Below are 14,775 nucleotides of genomic sequence, written 5' to 3' on the forward strand. Positions count from 1 at the left end.
AGGCGCGTCGATTCCCGTTCGCCCCTGTTCTTGTTGAAGGGCATGGCGCTGCTTGGTCCGTGCTTCGACAGGCTCAGCACGAACCGGGGAGGCGCGGCTCGCTTTTCATAAACGCAGGGCGAGCGGGTGGAGCTATCCGATCAGCCGCTCGTACAGCCTGACGTAATCATCCGCCATGCGCTCAACGCTGAAGCGTTCGGCGACACGCTGACGACACTTGGCGCGGTCGATCTCTGCGACCCGGGCGATTGCCTCCACCGCCTCTTCCACCGTGTCGACGAGGAATCCGGTGACGCCGTGCTCGATCAACTCGGGCATGGAGCCGCGATTGAAGGCGATCACCGGGGTGCCGCAAGCCATGGCCTCAACGACCGACAAGCCGAAGGGTTCGTCGAAGCCGATCAGGTGGAGGAGCGCGCCCGCCTGCCCGAGCGCGCGGGTGCGAGCCTCGCCGCCGACCACACCGTGAAAGATCACACGGTCGTTGTCGATGTGTGGCGCGACGTGGCGCTCGTGATAGCCTTCGTCCTGGACCAGGCCGGCCATGACCAGGCGTTTTCCGGCGATCCGGGCGGCGGAAATGGCATCGTGTGGGCCCTTGTCGGGGTGAATTCGGCCGAAAAACAGAAGATCGTCGCTGCCGACCGGATCGAAGGGGAAATCATCCAGCGGAATGCCGTGATGAATCGTTTCGGCATAGCTGAGCGACGGGTGGCGATCGGCGTCGCTGATCGAAACGTAGTGTACGTTGTCGTCGTACCGTTGGTAGACCGGCACGATCCGCTCGGACGAGAAGCCGTGGATCGTCGTCAGCATTGGCGTGTCGATCAGCCTTGACCAAGCGAGCGGCATGAAATCGGCCTGGTTGTGGATGAGGTCGAACTTGCCGGCCTGTTCGATGCAATTGGCGATGTGCATCGCTTCCCACACCTTGGCATCGAGGTGTGGCGGCTCGGAATAGCCGCGCGGAGCAACGCCTTCGAGCTTGCCGGCGGTGTGTGAGTTCTGCGTGGCGAAGAGCGTAACGTCGACGCCGCGAGCGACGAGCGCTTCGGTCAGCAGGCTCGTCACCAATTCCCAGGGACCATAGCCGGTCGGCGGCGTGGGCCAAGAGATCGACGACAACATGGCGATGCGCATCAGTTATTCAGCTCCACGACGAACCCTTCATTTGCTTCGATACGCCCGTCGAACGCGCTTCGATCACCGGTGGCGACGAGGATCGCGCCGGTGGCGCCCGGCCGTGAGATTTCGCGCGGCTCATCCGCTAGGTTGAGCGCCACGAATATTCGTTGCTCACCGTGGCAGCGTTCAAAGGCGAGAACGTTGGGCGGTGCATCGCGCATCGTCAGCGTGCCGAGCGATAGCGCGGGGCTGTTCCGGCGCGCGGCAAGCAGGCGGCGGTAGAGCGTGAGCATCGATTGCGGATCTCCGTCCTGCGCGGCGACGTTGCGGGTGCGCCAATCGGGATGAAGCGGGAGCCATGGCTCGGCGCTGGAGAAGCCGGCGTTGGGCGAAGCGTCCCAGGGCATGGGGGTGCGCGAGCGGTCGCGGCCGAGGCCCATGCCGGGCTGGCGCAGATCCTGTGGGTCACGGATGCGATCGGGCGGGATGTGGACGGTGCCGATGCCGATCTCGTCCCCCTGGTAGAGCGTCGGCGTACCGCGCAGCGTGAGCAGCAGCATGGCGGCGACACGCGCCTGCGCCTCTCCGATGCGCGCGGCAATGCGCGGCGCGTCGTGGCTGCCGATCACCCAGTTCGGCCAGCCGTGTGCGGGAATGGCGGCGTCATAGTCCGCGATCAGCTTCGCCAGCGTGTCGCGATCCCAACGGTTCTCGATCAGCTCGAAATTGAAGGGGAGGTGGACGCCGGGCTCGGCGGCGGTGCCGTACCAGCGCATCAGGCGATCACGCGGCAGGAAGATTTCGCCGACCAGCAGCGTCTCGCCATAATCGTCGGCGAGCTGGCGCATGGCGCGAGTATGGGCGTGCGCTTCGGGCTGGTCGGTAGAATGATGCTGGAGGAGGCGCAGTTTCTCGGCCATGCCTTCGCGCCAGTCGGGGTTCGCCGGGTTATCGGGCAAGCCCTCCGCCTTCACGATGTGCCAGAGCACGTCGATGCGGAAGCCGTCCACGCCGCGATCGAGCCAGAAGCGCATGACGTCGGTCATCGCCTGCGCGACTGCCGGGTTGCGCCAGTTGAGGTCGGCCTGTTCCTTCAGGAAGGTGTGCAAGTAATATTGGCCGGTCGCGGGATCGAACTCCCAGGCGGGGCCGCCCATGTCGCTGATCCAATTATTGGGCGGGCCGCCGTCCGACGCGGGGTCGCGCCAGATGTACCAATCGCGCTTTGGATTGTCGCGCGAGGAGCGACTTTCGACGAACCACGGGTGCTGCGTGGATGAATGGTTCGGGACGAAATCGAGCAGCAGCTTGAGCCCGCGTGCATGGACGGCGGCGAGCAGCCGGCCGAACGCCGCGAGATCGCCGAACATCGGCTCGATGCCGGTGTAATCGGCGACGTCATAGCCGAAATCGGCCATCGGCGACGGGAAGATCGGCGAGAGCCAGATCGCGTCCACGCCAAGGCTCGCGATGTGATCTAGGCGCGATTCGATGCCGGCGAGATCGCCGATGCCGTCGCCATCGCTGTCCGCGAAGGAGCGCGGATAGACCTGATAGATGACGCCGCGCTGCCACCAGGGCGCGGCGGGAGTTCCCTCGCTCATGGCAATCGTAACGCAGCGGCAACGGATGGGTTCACCATCGCCTCCGTGCTTCCCCCGATCGTTTCATGATGCTAGCGCGGCCCGCATGTCCGCCGACGACCAGCGTTTCGGTCTCCAGCGCCACGTCATCCTGCCCGGCCCGCTGCCGCTCGACGGCGGGGGACGGCTCGCGCCGGTCGAGATCGCGTATGAGACCTATGGCACCCTGGCGCCCGACGGCGGCAATGCGGTGCTGATCTGTCACGCGCTGACCATGGATCAGCATGTCGCGGGCGCTAATCCGCGCACGGGCAAGCCGGGTTGGTGGACGCAGATGGTTGGGCCCGGGCGACCGGTAGATACTGACCGCTTTTTCGTTGTGTGCGCCAATGTGCTGGGCAGTTGCATGGGATCTTCGGGGCCGGCGACGGTGGATCCGGCGACCGGCGCGCCGTTCGGAATGAGCTTCCCGGTTATCACCATCCGCGACATGGTGCGCGGGCAAGCGATGCTGCTCGATTACCTGGGCATCGGGCGGCTGAAGGCGGTGATCGGCGGATCAATGGGCGGGATGCAGGCGCTGAGCTGGCCTGCAACCTTCCCCGATCGTGTAGAGGCGGTGGTCGTGATCGCCTCTGCCGCGCGGCATTCCGCGCAGAACATCGCGTTCCACGAGGTCGGACGGCAAGCTGTGATGGCCGATCCGAATTGGCGCGGGGGCGAATACTACGGGCATTCGACGCCCGCGGCGGGCCTCGCGGTGGCGCGGATGGCGGCTCACATCACTTACCTTTCCGAAGCTGGGCTGACGGAGAAGTTCGGGCGCAAGCTACAGGCGCGCGAGGCGAAGACCTTCGGCTTCGACGCCGATTTCCAGGTCGAGAGCTACCTGCGCTATCAAGGCATCGCATTCGTCGATCGCTTCGATGCGAACTCCTATCTCTATATCACCCGCGCGATGGATTATTTCGATCTGGCGGAAGAGCATGGCGGGCTGCTCGCCAATGCTTTCCGGCAGACCAAGGCACGGTTCGCGCTGATCAGCTTCGATACCGATTGGCTGTATCCGACGCGAGAATCGCGCGCGATCGTGCAGGCGCTGAACGCCGCCGGAGCGCCGGTGAGTTTCGTTGAGCTGTCCAGCCCGTACGGACACGATGCCTTTCTGCTTGATTCGCCAGAGATGAACCGGGTGGTCGCAGGGTTCATGGGGACGGGTTTGTGAGCCTCCGCGCGGACCTCGCGATCATCGCAGATCATGTTGCGGGCGGAAGCCGGGTGCTCGACGTGGGCTGCGGGGACGGGGCGCTGATGGCGGCGCTGCGCGATAGCAAGCAGGCAGATGCGCGCGGGCTGGAGCTCGACCCGCGTAACGTTGCGGCGGCGGTGGGGCGCGGGCTCAGTGTCATCCAGGGCGACGCTGACGTCGATCTGGCCGGCTATCCCGATGCGAGCTTCGACTATGCGATCCTGAGCCAGACGCTGCAGACCTGCCGGGCGCCCGATGCGGTGCTGGGGCAATTGCTGCGGATCGGGCGGCATGCCTTTGTCAGCTTCCCCAATTTCGCCCATTGGCGCGTGCGCGCCTCGCTGCTGTGGGGCGGGCGGATGCCGGTAACGCGATTGTTACCCGAGCATTGGTACGACACCCCCAACATCCACCATCTGACGGTGGACGATTTCCGCGCCCATCTGAAGGAACGCGGCGTGGCGGTGGAGGGCGCGTGGTTCCTGTCGGGTGACAAGAAAACCACATCGGCGGCGGCAAATTTCCTCGCCGAACATGCAATCTTCCTGCTTCGGGGAACCAACCAAGGTTAATCATTGTTGCCGACCGACATATCATGAGCAAGACCGCCCTCATCATCGAAGACGAGATCTTCGTCGCGCTCGACCTGGAGCGCATCCTTACCGACGCCGGCTATCGGGTGGCGGGGATCGCCGCCGACAGCGAGCAGGCGCTGGCCGCCGCGCCGGGATGCGAGATCGCCTTTGTCGATATCAACCTGCGCGACGGGGCGACCGGTCCGCAGATCGCCGAGCAGCTCGCGCGCGACCATGGCGTGAAGGTGGTGTTCGTCACCGCCAATCCGTCGCAGATCGGCATTCCGTGCGAAGCCTTGGGCTATGTCCGCAAGCCGTTCAGCGACCAGGCGATCCTTGCCGCCGCCGCACTGGCGAGCGGGCAGCAGATGGCCAGCGACGACGTGATCAGGATCGGCGCGCTCGGCTGAGCGCCGCCAGCGGCGCTTCGATCACGATCGTCAGCCCATCCGGCCGCCAATCGCGCGTGACGGTGCCGCCGAGCTGACGCACGGCGCTTAGTTCAATCAGCTGGCTGCCGAAGCCACTTGGCATGCCGCTGCCTGCCAGCGCCGGACCTTTTTCCTCACGCCAGGTAAGCCGCGCACGATCACCCACGGTGTGGATGTCGATCGTGACATGACCCTCGTTGGTCGACAGGGCGCCGTACTTGCTCGCATTGGTGGCGAGCTCGTGGAACAGCAAGGCCAGCGGGGTGGCGGCGCGATCGTCCACCGGGATGTCCACCCCGTCAATCGTCACGCGCTCGCCCGGATGCGACTGATAAGGCGCCAGCAGCTGTTCGAGTAGCCCGCGCAGGCTGTCCTGATGTGCCGAAGGGCGCGAATTGTTGCTGTGCGGGCGAACGAAATCATGCGCGCGGCCGAGCGCGGCGATCCGCGCGCGCAGGTCCGCGGCGAGCGGCGCCAGCGCGGGATGGGTGCGCGCGGCGAACTGGATCAGGCCGCCGATCACCGCGAAGATGTTCTTGATGCGGTGCGACAGTTCCTGGCTGATGACCTCGCGCTCCTCCATCGCGAGCTTCTGCTCGTGAATGTCGGTGCAGGTGCCGAACCAGCGGGTGATGTTCCCCTCGGCATCGCGGATCGGCAGCGCGCGACCGAGCACCCAGCGATAGGTGCCGTCGAAATGGCGCAGGCGATACTCGATCTGATACAGTTCGCCCGTTTCCAGGCTGTGGCGCCAGACCTTCCACGCGCGGTCCTGGTCCTCGGGGTGGAACATGTCGTTCCAGCCTGCGCCATCGGTGGTGCCGGCGGGCGCGCCGGTGAATTCATACCAGCGGGCGTTGTAATAATCGTGATAGCCGTCGGGCAGCGTCGACCAGACCATCTGCGGCATGGCGTTGGCGAGCGTGCGGAAGCGGCCTTCGCTGTCGGCGAGCGCGGCGCGATTCTCGGCGGCGGTTTCGCGCTTGTCGCGCGCGGCGCGGCGGGCCTCGAGCCGCGACATGGCGGCGGCGGCGAGGATCTCCAGCCCGCGCGTCTGGAAGGGGGTGAGGCCGGCGCGGGGCTGATCATCGATCACGCAGACCGCGCCGAGCGGCACGCCTTCGCGCGAGACGAGCGGGGCACCGGCGTAGAAGCGGATGTGCGGCGCGCCGGTGACGAGCGGGTTCGCGGCGAAGCGCGCGTCCTGCGTCGCGTCCGGCACTTCCATCACGCTGTGGCCGTGCATTGCGTGCGCGCAGAAGGATTGCGAGCGCGGGGTGCCGTCCGCGGCGAGGCCGACGCGGGCGACAAAGAACTGGGTTTCCTCCTCCACCAGGCTGACGATGGCGATCGGGACGGCGCACAGCTCCGCGGCGAAGGCGGCGAGATCGTCGAGCGCACCCTCGTCACGCGCGCCGGCGAGATCGTAGCGCGCCATGATGCGCGCGCGGGCGGTCTCGTCGAGCGGAGGTGGGGCGGGGGGCGTCACAGGTCCTTTGGGTGGTTGGTCGCGGCCGGGGTGGGGCGTGCGATCAGAACGAAGCGGTGGTGATTAACGATCCCGCGGTTGCGTGATGTTCATGCGGGATGATTGGCTTCTACCGCGCCTCGCATGCGTCGTCATCCCGGCCTTGCGCCGGGATCCATGGTGCCGCGCGGGCTGACGCTGGAGGGGGCTGGGAGGCTGGAGGCGCAAGCGACAGCGCCTGCGGGTCGTGGGATCCCGGCGCAAGGCCGGGATGACGTTTGAAGTGTGGCGAGGCGGGCCCCCCGCCGCGCCGGCCGATCCTAGAACGGGACGTCGTCGTCGAGATCGTCGGCGAAGCCACCGCGCGACTGGCCGAAGCCGCCGCCGTTGCTGCCGCCGCCACGATTGCCACCGCCGCCGCCGCGACCGCCGCCGAAGCCGCCGCCACCGCCGAAATCGTCGCCGCCGCCGAAGTCGTCACGGCTGCCGCCGCGATCACCGCCGCCGCCGCCGGGGCCATCGAGCATTGTCAGGACGCTGTTGAAGCCCTGCAGGACGACCTCGGTCGAGTAACGGTCCTGGCCGTCCTTGTCCTGCCACTTACGCGTCTGGAGCTGGCCTTCGATATAGACCTTCGAGCCCTTGCGCAGGAAGCGTTCGGCGACGTTGGCGAGGCCTTCGTTGAAGATCGCGACCGAATGCCATTCGGTCTTTTCCTTGCGCTCGCCCGAATTGCGGTCCTTCCAGCTTTCGCTGGTCGCGATGCGCAGGTTCACCACCTTGCCGCCGTTCTGGAACGAGCGCGATTCCGGGTCGCGACCCAGATTCCCGACGAGGATGACCTTGTTGACGCTGCCTGCCATTAACTGCCCCTAGAGGCCCGCGGCGACCGCGAGCCAGTATGTGATTCCGGCCATGATGTAGGCGGCGGCGAACAGATAGCCAACCATGAACAGGGGCCACTTCCACCCGTTGGTCTCGCGCCGGGTGATCGCGATCGTGGAGATGCATTGCGGCGCAAAGACGAACCACATCAGGAAGGCGAGCGCGGTGGGCAGCGACCAGCGGTGCTGGAGATTGTCGATGATGCTCTTCTCACCCGCCGCATTCTCGACGTCATCGATGGCATAGACGGTGCCGATCGCTGCCACCGCGACTTCGCGCGCGGCCATGGCGGGGATCAGCGCCAGGCTGATGTCGCGGTTGAAGCCGATCGGCGCGACCACGACCTCAATGCCGCTGGCGATGCGGCCGGCGACGGAATAATTGACCTGGCTCTCGCCTTCGGGCGCCTGGGGGAAGCTCAGGAGCAGCCACAGGACCACGGTGGTGGCGGCGATGATCGTGCCGGCACGCTTCAGGAAGATCAGCGCGCGGCTCCACAGCCCGATCGCGATGTCCGACAAGCGCGGCATCTGATATTTGGGCATCTCCATCATGAAGCCCGAGGAATCGCCCTTGGTGACCGTACGGCGCAGCACCAGCGCCGCGACGAAGGCACCAAGGATGCCGGCGATGTAGAGGCCGAGCAGCACCAGCCCCTGCAACCCGACGCCGGGGGCAACCGCGGTGTTGGGGATGAAGGCGCCGATGATGATCGTATAGACGGGCAAGCGCGCCGAGCAGGTCATCAGCGGCGCGATCAGGATGGTCGTCAGCCGGTCTTTCTCGTCGCTGATCGTGCGGGTCGCCATGATGCCGGGAACGGCGCAGGCGAAGCTCGACAGCAGCGGGATGAAGGCGCGGCCGGACAGGCCGACGCCGGCCATCATGCGATCCATGAGGAATGCCGCGCGGACCATGTAGCCCGACGCCTCCAGCACCAGGATGAAGGTGAAGAGGATCAGGATCTGCGGCAGGAAGACGACCACCGCACCCACGCCGGCAATGAGACCGTCGGTTAGCATCGAACGCAGGAGATTGTCGGGCAACGCGCCGCGGATCGCCTCGTCGAGCGCGGCAAAGCCACCCTCGATCCAGCCGATCGGCGCTTCGGACCAACTGAACACCGCCTGGAACATCACGAACATCAGCGCAACGAGCAGGATCGGGCCGGCCACCGGGTGGAGCGCGACCGTGTCGAGCGCGTGATTCCAGCGGCGCGTCGGGGTCTCGGAAAGGGTGGCCGCCTTCGACAGTTCGCGTGCGCGGCGCTGGAGCGCGGCGATCGGCTGGTCGGCGGCGGACGGGTCGCGCGGCGCGCGGGTGGCGCTGCCCTCGACCGCGGCGGTGAGCGCGGCGCGCAGCACGTCGAGGCCGCGCTTGCGGACTGCGACCGTGGGGATGACGGGCACGCCGAGCTCGCGCGAGAGCGCCTCGGGCGACAACGTGAGGCCGTCACGCTCGGCGAGGTCGACCATGTTAAGCGCGATGACCACCGGCAGGCCGAGCGCGATCAGCTGGAGCGCGAAGCGGAGGTGGAGATCGAGATTGGCGGCATCGACCACGACGATCAGCGCGTCGGGACGGCGCTCGCCCGCCTGCTTGCCGAACAGCACGTCGCGCGTGACCTGCTCGTCGGGGGAGGAGGGATCGAGGCTGTAGGTGCCGGGCAGGTCGACCAGCTCGATCGGACGACCGTCGTCGAGCGCGAGGCGACCCGAGTGGCGCTCCACGGTGACGCCGGGATAATTGCCGACCTTCTGCCGCGCACCGGTGAGCGCGTTGAACAGTGCGGATTTGCCGGCATTGGGATTGCCGACGAGTGCGACCAGCGGAAGGATGCTCATGTCAATCCGCCATCACGGTGATGGCGGCGGCGACATTGCGGCGCAGGGCGACCGTCATGCGGCCGATGCGGCAGGCGACGGGGCCGCGGAACAAGGCGGCGCGATGGAGGATCTCGACGTGCACGCCCACTTCGAAACCGAATTCGCGCAAGCGGCGGGCTTCGGGAGCGGCGAGGCGATCCCAGGCGATGGTGGTGATGGTCGCGGGCCGGCGGACGGGAAGCGATTCGAGCGGGAGGGAAGCAGGAGCGAGCACGGGTCCGCCTTAGCCTCGCTGCGAACGATTATCAATTAAATCCTCCCGGAACGGGGAGGGGACCGCACCGCAAAGCGGCGTGGTGGAGGGGCGCTTCCGCACACGAGCCGCTTGCCGGAGGCACGAGAGCGGGGCGTTTGGGGCGACGCCCCTCCACCATGCTTCGCATGGTCCCCCTCCCCGTTCCGGGGAGGTTAGACCACCGGATACCTCAGGCGGCCGACGAAGCGGCTAAGGCTGGGGCGACGCTGCGCGCGGCGGGTCATCCCGGCCTTGGCCTTTTCGAAGCGCATGATGTCGTCGATGCGGCGGGCGAGGAAGGCGCGCGTGTCGGTGTGGCCTTCGCTCTCGTCATCGAGGAAGACGGTGACCGTGGCGCCATAGACGGCGAGCAGCATCGCGCGCTTGGTGTAATGATTATAGTCGGTCGCGGTGTCACCAGCAGCGCGCCACATCGTGTCCACGCTGCGCCAGCCGAGTCGGGCGGCGGCAGCCAGGTTCTGCGGCATGGCGAGGATCGCGATCGCGCGGCGCAGCGCCTCGCGGTGCGGAGCGATGGCGGCGAGGCGCGCTTCGACCAAGGCGGTGATACGCTGGCGGATCTTCATCGCAGCGAGGTGCTCGGGCGGTAGGTCGGCGAGCATCTCCATGTCGATGTGCGCGAACCAGGCGTCGATCATCGCCAGCGCGCCGCCTTCATAGGCGAGCGCCGCGACATCGCGGTCGATGCCAGCGAGATCGGCGGCCATGTCGCGCGCGGCTTCGCCCCAGCCGTCGAACGCGGCATTTTCCGCGATCGCGGGCGCGAGTTGGCTCCGGATTTCGTCAAGGGTGAGATCGGCGGGATCGGTCATGTGGGGCTTATACGCGCCAAATGTGCTCAGGGCACCATCTCTTCCGTTCGTCCTGAGCATGTCGAAGGGCGTGTCGGGGACGTGGCGCTTTGTCACCCGCACTTCGGCAGGCTCAGTGCGAACGGCTTGGCTGGACGTGCTACGACGTTGCCACGCGCCGTTCGGGCGCGATGCGAACGAGGACCAACGCGATCGCGACCAGGATCGCGCCGATGACGTCCGCGATACCCAGCGTCTCGCCGTAAGCGAGCCAGCCGACCGTCGCGGCGACCACCGGCTGGGTGAGGAGTGCCAGGCCGATGACGAGCGGGCTGAACTTGCCCAGCGCGTAGATCATCAACCCCTGGCCGATCACCTGGCTGAGCAGCGACAGCGCGACGAGCGGGGTCCAGACGCCCGGCATGATCCTCTCGCCGAGCAGCAGCGCGGCGACCAGCAGCGGCAGCGCCGCCGTCGCGGAGGACAGGCCGAGCGCCGGCAGCGGCGCCATGCTGGTGCGGGCGCGGGCCATCAAAATGAAGTAGCCGGCGTAGAGGATGCCGGCGAACAGGCACATGAGGTCGCCGAGCAGGTTTTCGGGCGCGAGTTGATAGGATCGGCCCATCAGCAGCGCGGCGCCGATCGCGGCGAGGCCCAGTGCCGCGCCCTGCATGCGCGTCGGCCAGGCACGTGCGACGAGGAAGCCGTAGAGCGGGAAGACGAAGGTCGCGGCATTGCCGAACAGGGTGGCGTTGGCGAGCTTGGTATGCAGGATGCCGACGTGCCAGCTAGCGAGATCGCCCGCGAACAGCAGGCCGGATCCGGCGAGCACCCAGCCGAGCCCGCGGGCACTGGCGATCGGTCGCCCGCCCGTCATCACCGCGAGCGCGAGCAGTAGCGGCGTCGCCAGGCTGATTCGCCAGAAAGCGGCGGCGACCGGGCCGACGTCGCTGAGGCGCACGAACCACGGCCCGAAGGCGAGCGCGATGTTGCCGACGATCAGCGCGGCAAAGGCGAGTGCGCCCCCGCTTTGGTGCGATACAGCTTTTCTTGTGGCCTGTGCCTCGTGCATGCTGCCCCGTAACCACCTACGTCGGGCAAGTCCCGTTGTAAGATGCAACCGAGGGGAGTTCTGAATGCCAAGCCTTTTCGACCCGATCGAACTGGGTGCCATCCGCGCCGCCAACCGCGTGCTGATGGCACCGCTGACGCGCACCCGCGCTGACGCCGATCACGTGCCCACCGAGATGATGATCGAATATTATCGCCAGCGCGCCGGTGCGGGGCTGATCATCTCCGAAGCGACCGGGATCAGTCGCCGAGGGCTGGGCTGGCCGCATGCGCCGGGGATCTGGAACGACGCGCAGGTCGAGGCGTGGAAGCCGATCACCGAGGCGGTGCATGAGGCCGGCGGCAAGATCATCGCGCAATTGTGGCACCAGGGCCGGCTCGCCCGCCCCGATGTAAACAAGCTGCAGCCGCTGTCGGCATCGGCGACGCGAGCGCCGTATCCGATCCCCGACAAGAACCCTTATGGCGAGGCGCGGGCCGCGACGATCGCCGAGATCAAGGAAGCGGTGGAGCAATATGCGCAGGCCGCACGCAACGCGCTGGCAGCCGGGTTCGACGGCGTGCAGCTGCACGGCGCCAATGGCTATCTGATCGACCAGTTCCTGCGCGACAACACCAACTTGCGCGAAGACGAATACGGCGGCTCGCCCGAGAACCGCATCCGCTTCATGAAGGAAGCGGTGTCGGCGGTGATCGCGGTGGCGGGTGCGGAGCGCACCTCGATCCGCCTGTCACCCAATGGCGAGACGCAGGGCGCCGACGACAGCAATCCCGAGGCGGTGTTCGTGCCGGCGGCCAAGGCGCTGGACGAGCTGGGCATTTCCTTCCTGGAACTGCGCGAGCAATCGCCCGAGGGGACGTTCGGCGCGTCGAGCGTGCCCAAGCTCTCGCCGCAGATCCGCAAGGCGTTCACGCGCCCGCTGGTGCTGAACCAGGATTATACGATCGAGAAGGCACAGGCTGATCTGGATTCAGGCATTGCGGATGCGATCGCATTCGGGCGGCCGTTTATCGGCAACCCCGATCTGGTCGAGCGGCTGCGCAAGGGCGTGCCGCTGACGCAGGACAATCCCAAGACGTGGTATTCGAAGGGGCCGGAGGGCTATATCGATTATCCTGCCCACGAAGCACAGGCGGCTTGATCGTCAGGGCGCCGCCTCGCTTGTGAGCGGGCGGCGCTCAACGACCCTAAAGTTACCTCGGCATGAGCTCTGGTCTGCGCGTCGATGATGCTCCGATCGGGAGCGATTACGCCTCGCGCTCCTCGGCTGGGGCGACGCCGAGCACTTCCATCAGCCGGCCGATCGAATAGGGTTTGCGCAGCAACGGGAAGCCGTGGCTGCCTTCCTCCGCCAGCACGTGGCTGTAGCCGCTGGTGAGCACAATGCGGCGCCCCGGCCAGCGTTGATCAATCTCCTTGGCGAGTTCGATGCCGGTCATCCCCGGCATCACCACATCGGTGAAGACGAGGTCGAAGGCGCCATCTTCCGCCTCCAGCGTCTTGAGCGCGGCTTCGCCATTGGGCGCCCAGACTACCGTCTGGCCGAGTTCCTCGAGCAGCGACAGTGCGAAGCGGCCGACCACCTCATTGTCCTCGACCAGCAGGACGCGCTGGGTGGGCAGATGCGGGCGCGGCACCGCCGCGTGATCGTCGCTGCCGCCGACCATTGCGCCAACTGGAGTCCGGGGAAGATAGATGGTGAAGGCGCTACCCTTGCCGGGGCGGCTTTCCACCGCAATTTCGCCGCCCGATTGCTTGGCGAAACCAAACGCCTGGCTGAGCCCTAGACCGGTGCCCCTGCCGACGGCTTTGGTGGTAAAGAAAGGCTCGAAGATCCGCGAAAGTGTGTCTTCATCCATGCCGGTGCCGGTGTCGGCGATCTCGACGGCGATGAATTCCCCCTCAACCGCAGCGTGGCGGCGGACGGCGGGCACATGAAGGGCGTTGCGGGCAGAAATGCGCAGCGTGCCGCCCTGCGGCATGGCATCGCGGGCGTTGATCGCGATGTTGAGGACTGCAGCCTCGAACTGATCGGGATCAGCGGTAACCGCGCCGATGTCTTCGGGCACCTGGATGTCGATGGCGACAGGCGATCCAACGGTAGTGGCGATCAGCGGTTCGAGCCCGCGCAGCTGATCGCCGACCGAAAACGTCTCGGGCTCCAGTGGCTGGCGACGCGCAAAGGCAAGCAACTGCCCCGTCAACCGAGCGGCGCGATCCGCGGTTTCAGCGATTGCGGCTATGTAGCGCTGGCGCTTTTCTTCGGTGATGTTGGGCAGCTGCAGCAGATCGGCTGAAGAGCGAATCACCGTAAGCAGGTTGTTAAAATCGTGGGCGACGCCGCCGGTGAGGCGCCCAATCGCCTCCATTTTCTGGCTTTGCGCCAGCGCTTCGCGCGCTTGGTCAAGTTCCTCTTGTGCGCGACGGCGATCGGTGACGTCGCGCGTGATCTTGGCGAAGCCGGTGAGCACGCCCGCGTCGTCATGGATCGGATCGATCACGACATGCGCCCAGAACGTGCTGCCGTCCTTGCGCACGCGAAGTGCTTCTTTTTCGAACTTGCCGTGCGCCAGCGCCGTGCGCAGGGCGGCGGCGGGCTCTTCGGCAGCGCGGTCCGCCTCCGTGTAGAAACGCGAAAAATGCTGGCCGACGATCTCGTCCGCTTTGTAGCCCTTGATTGCCTCGGCGCCGGTGTTCCAGCTCGACACGTTGCCGGCAGGATCGAGCAGGTAGATGGCGTAATCGCGCACGCCTTCGACGAGCAGACGAAAATTCTGTTCGCTGCGGAAGAGGGCGCGTTCGGCATCCTTCTTGTCGCTGATGTCGCGCGTCACCTTGGCGAAGCCGACCAGCGTGCCGCTTTCATCGCGAACCGGATCAATGACCACACTGGCCCAAAAGCGGGTGCCGTCCTTGCGCACGCGCCAGCCCTCGGCCTCGAACCGGCCCTGTTCAGCGGCGATGCGCAGCGCGCGACCGGGAAAGCCGGTGGCGCGATCCTCGGGCGTATAGAAGCGGGAGAAATGCTCGCCGATGATCTCGTCGGCGGCATAACCTTTGAAGCGCTGCGCGCCGGCGTTCCAGCTGGCCACGAAGCCGTCGGCGTCGAGCAGGTAGATGGCGTAATCATGCACCGCATCCAGCAGGAGCTGGAAACGCCGCTCATTATCCATTGCGAGCAAGTGCTTGGTGCGGGGCGGGTTCATTGCTGGGGGCAGGGGTATGAGGCTACTGCCCGCTTCGCAATGAAAATGGTTGGGGATCACCCTTGGGCGACCCCCGAGACAACGCTCTCATTCGTTCTTTGTCAGCGACGTCTTGCGCTCGATAGTCTGCTCGTTGCCTTGCCCCTTGTCGAGCGTGTCGGAGGGACGCATTGCGTCTCCATCCTTCTGGTGCTCCGTCGACAGATTGGGACGCTTGGTTTCGGTCGTGCCGTTCTTGTCCATGCCGC

14 protein-coding genes are annotated in these 14,775 nt (G+C 66.4%); 4 read left to right on the forward strand and 10 right to left on the reverse strand.

Annotated features, from left to right (window positions below):
* Positions 1–132: 132 nt before the first annotated feature.
* Together SPHI_RS05605 and SPHI_RS05610 are read right to left on the reverse strand one after the other, a co-directional pair.
* Positions 133–1,140, reverse strand: a complete 1,008-nt coding sequence (locus SPHI_RS05605) for a glycosyltransferase family 4 protein (protein WP_076743892.1) — start codon at positions 1,138–1,140, stop codon at positions 133–135.
* Positions 1,140–2,729, reverse strand: coding sequence for an alpha-amylase family glycosyl hydrolase (locus SPHI_RS05610; protein ID WP_076743893.1), 1,590 nt, complete (start codon positions 2,727–2,729; stop codon positions 1,140–1,142). Before SPHI_RS05610 ends, SPHI_RS05605 begins: the two co-directional genes overlap by 1 nt.
* Before the next feature lie 85 nt (positions 2,730–2,814).
* Between SPHI_RS05610 and metX the strand changes: the two genes are divergently transcribed.
* The 3 genes from metX to SPHI_RS05625 are packed head-to-tail and all read left to right on the forward strand — an operon-like array spanning position 2,815 to position 4,942.
* The gene (metX, locus tag SPHI_RS05615) at positions 2,815–3,933 is read left to right on the forward strand and encodes a homoserine O-acetyltransferase MetX (protein ID WP_076743894.1); all 1,119 of its coding nucleotides are present in this window, start codon (positions 2,815–2,817) and stop codon (positions 3,931–3,933) included.
* Positions 3,930–4,529: a methionine biosynthesis protein MetW gene (gene metW, locus SPHI_RS05620; protein WP_076743895.1), complete on the forward strand. Its 600-nt coding sequence runs from the start codon at positions 3,930–3,932 to the stop codon at positions 4,527–4,529. The genes metX and metW overlap by 4 nt, the downstream gene beginning before the upstream one ends.
* 23 nt (positions 4,530–4,552) lie before the next feature.
* Entirely contained in the window at positions 4,553–4,942 is a 390-nt protein-coding gene (locus SPHI_RS05625) for a response regulator (protein WP_198927817.1), read from the forward strand.
* Here SPHI_RS05625 and SPHI_RS05630 read toward each other — a convergent pair.
* From SPHI_RS05630 to SPHI_RS05655, 6 genes are all read right to left on the reverse strand, one after another.
* Positions 4,920–6,401, reverse strand: coding sequence for a sensor histidine kinase (locus SPHI_RS05630; protein WP_076743897.1), 1,482 nt, complete (start codon positions 6,399–6,401; stop codon positions 4,920–4,922). The genes SPHI_RS05625 and SPHI_RS05630 overlap by 23 nt on opposite strands.
* A gap of 350 nt (positions 6,402–6,751) precedes the next feature.
* Complete coding sequence (ssb, locus tag SPHI_RS05635; protein ID WP_076743898.1) at positions 6,752–7,294, reverse strand: single-stranded DNA-binding protein; 543 nt, start codon at positions 7,292–7,294, stop codon at positions 6,752–6,754.
* A gap of 9 nt (positions 7,295–7,303) precedes the next feature.
* The gene (feoB, locus tag SPHI_RS05640; RefSeq protein ID WP_076743899.1) at positions 7,304–9,160 is read right to left on the reverse strand and encodes a ferrous iron transporter B; all 1,857 of its coding nucleotides are present in this window, start codon (positions 9,158–9,160) and stop codon (positions 7,304–7,306) included.
* A gap of 1 nt (position 9,161) precedes the next feature.
* Positions 9,162–9,416, reverse strand: coding sequence for a FeoA family protein (locus SPHI_RS05645; protein WP_076743900.1), 255 nt, complete (start codon positions 9,414–9,416; stop codon positions 9,162–9,164).
* A gap of 194 nt (positions 9,417–9,610) precedes the next feature.
* Positions 9,611–10,270 carry a COQ9 family protein gene (locus SPHI_RS05650; RefSeq protein ID WP_076743901.1) on the reverse strand — a complete coding sequence of 220 codons (660 nt, stop codon included), beginning with the start codon at positions 10,268–10,270 and terminating at the stop codon, positions 9,611–9,613.
* Between the two features lie 139 nt (positions 10,271–10,409).
* A complete protein-coding gene (locus tag SPHI_RS05655; RefSeq protein ID WP_076743902.1) occupies positions 10,410–11,321 on the reverse strand; it encodes a DMT family transporter in 912 nt (303 codons plus the stop codon).
* A gap of 64 nt (positions 11,322–11,385) precedes the next feature.
* Between SPHI_RS05655 and SPHI_RS05660 the strand changes: the two genes are divergently transcribed.
* Positions 11,386–12,462 (forward strand): alkene reductase, encoded by a 1,077-nt coding sequence (locus SPHI_RS05660; protein WP_076743903.1) that lies wholly within the window; start codon positions 11,386–11,388, stop codon positions 12,460–12,462.
* Positions 12,463–12,568: 106 nt separating this feature from the next.
* Here the strand turns inward: SPHI_RS05660 and SPHI_RS05665 are convergent, their stop codons facing one another.
* Both SPHI_RS05665 and SPHI_RS15090 read right to left on the reverse strand, forming a co-directional pair.
* Positions 12,569–14,527 carry a hybrid sensor histidine kinase/response regulator gene (locus tag SPHI_RS05665; RefSeq protein WP_198927818.1) on the reverse strand — a complete coding sequence of 653 codons (1,959 nt, stop codon included), beginning with the start codon at positions 14,525–14,527 and terminating at the stop codon, positions 12,569–12,571.
* A gap of 87 nt (positions 14,528–14,614) precedes the next feature.
* Entirely contained in the window at positions 14,615–14,770 is a 156-nt protein-coding gene (locus SPHI_RS15090) for a hypothetical protein (RefSeq protein WP_198927819.1), read from the reverse strand.
* Positions 14,771–14,775: the final 5 nt, after the last annotated feature.

Source organism: Sphingomonas jeddahensis (assembly GCF_001981525.1).
Taxonomy (GTDB): domain Bacteria; phylum Pseudomonadota; class Alphaproteobacteria; order Sphingomonadales; family Sphingomonadaceae; genus Sphingomonas; species Sphingomonas jeddahensis.

Excerpts from the sequence above, each read along its gene's own strand:
- SPHI_RS05605 (WP_076743892.1), bottom strand. The coding sequence starts at position 1,140 with ATGCGCATCGCCATGTTGTCGTCGATCTCTTGGCCCACGCCGCCGACC.
- SPHI_RS05610 (WP_076743893.1), bottom strand. The coding sequence starts at position 2,729 with ATGAGCGAGGGAACTCCCGCCGCGCCCTGGTGGCAGCGCGGCGTCATC.
- metX (WP_076743894.1), top strand. The coding sequence starts at position 2,815 with ATGTCCGCCGACGACCAGCGTTTCGGTCTCCAGCGCCACGTCATCCTG.
- SPHI_RS05625 (WP_198927817.1), top strand. The coding sequence starts at position 4,553 with ATGAGCAAGACCGCCCTCATCATCGAAGACGAGATCTTCGTCGCGCTC.
- SPHI_RS05630 (WP_076743897.1), bottom strand. The coding sequence starts at position 6,401 with ATGGCGCGCTACGATCTCGCCGGCGCGCGTGACGAGGGTGCGCTCGAC.
- ssb (WP_076743898.1), bottom strand. The coding sequence starts at position 7,294 with ATGGCAGGCAGCGTCAACAAGGTCATCCTCGTCGGGAATCTGGGTCGC.
- feoB (WP_076743899.1), bottom strand. The coding sequence starts at position 9,160 with ATGAGCATCCTTCCGCTGGTCGCACTCGTCGGCAATCCCAATGCCGGC.
- SPHI_RS05650 (WP_076743901.1), bottom strand. The coding sequence starts at position 10,270 with ATGACCGATCCCGCCGATCTCACCCTTGACGAAATCCGGAGCCAACTC.
- SPHI_RS05655 (WP_076743902.1), bottom strand. The coding sequence starts at position 11,321 with ATGCACGAGGCACAGGCCACAAGAAAAGCTGTATCGCACCAAAGCGGG.
- SPHI_RS05660 (WP_076743903.1), top strand. The coding sequence starts at position 11,386 with ATGCCAAGCCTTTTCGACCCGATCGAACTGGGTGCCATCCGCGCCGCC.
- SPHI_RS05665 (WP_198927818.1), bottom strand. The coding sequence starts at position 14,527 with ATGAACCCGCCCCGCACCAAGCACTTGCTCGCAATGGATAATGAGCGG.
- SPHI_RS15090 (WP_198927819.1), bottom strand. The coding sequence starts at position 14,770 with ATGGACAAGAACGGCACGACCGAAACCAAGCGTCCCAATCTGTCGACG.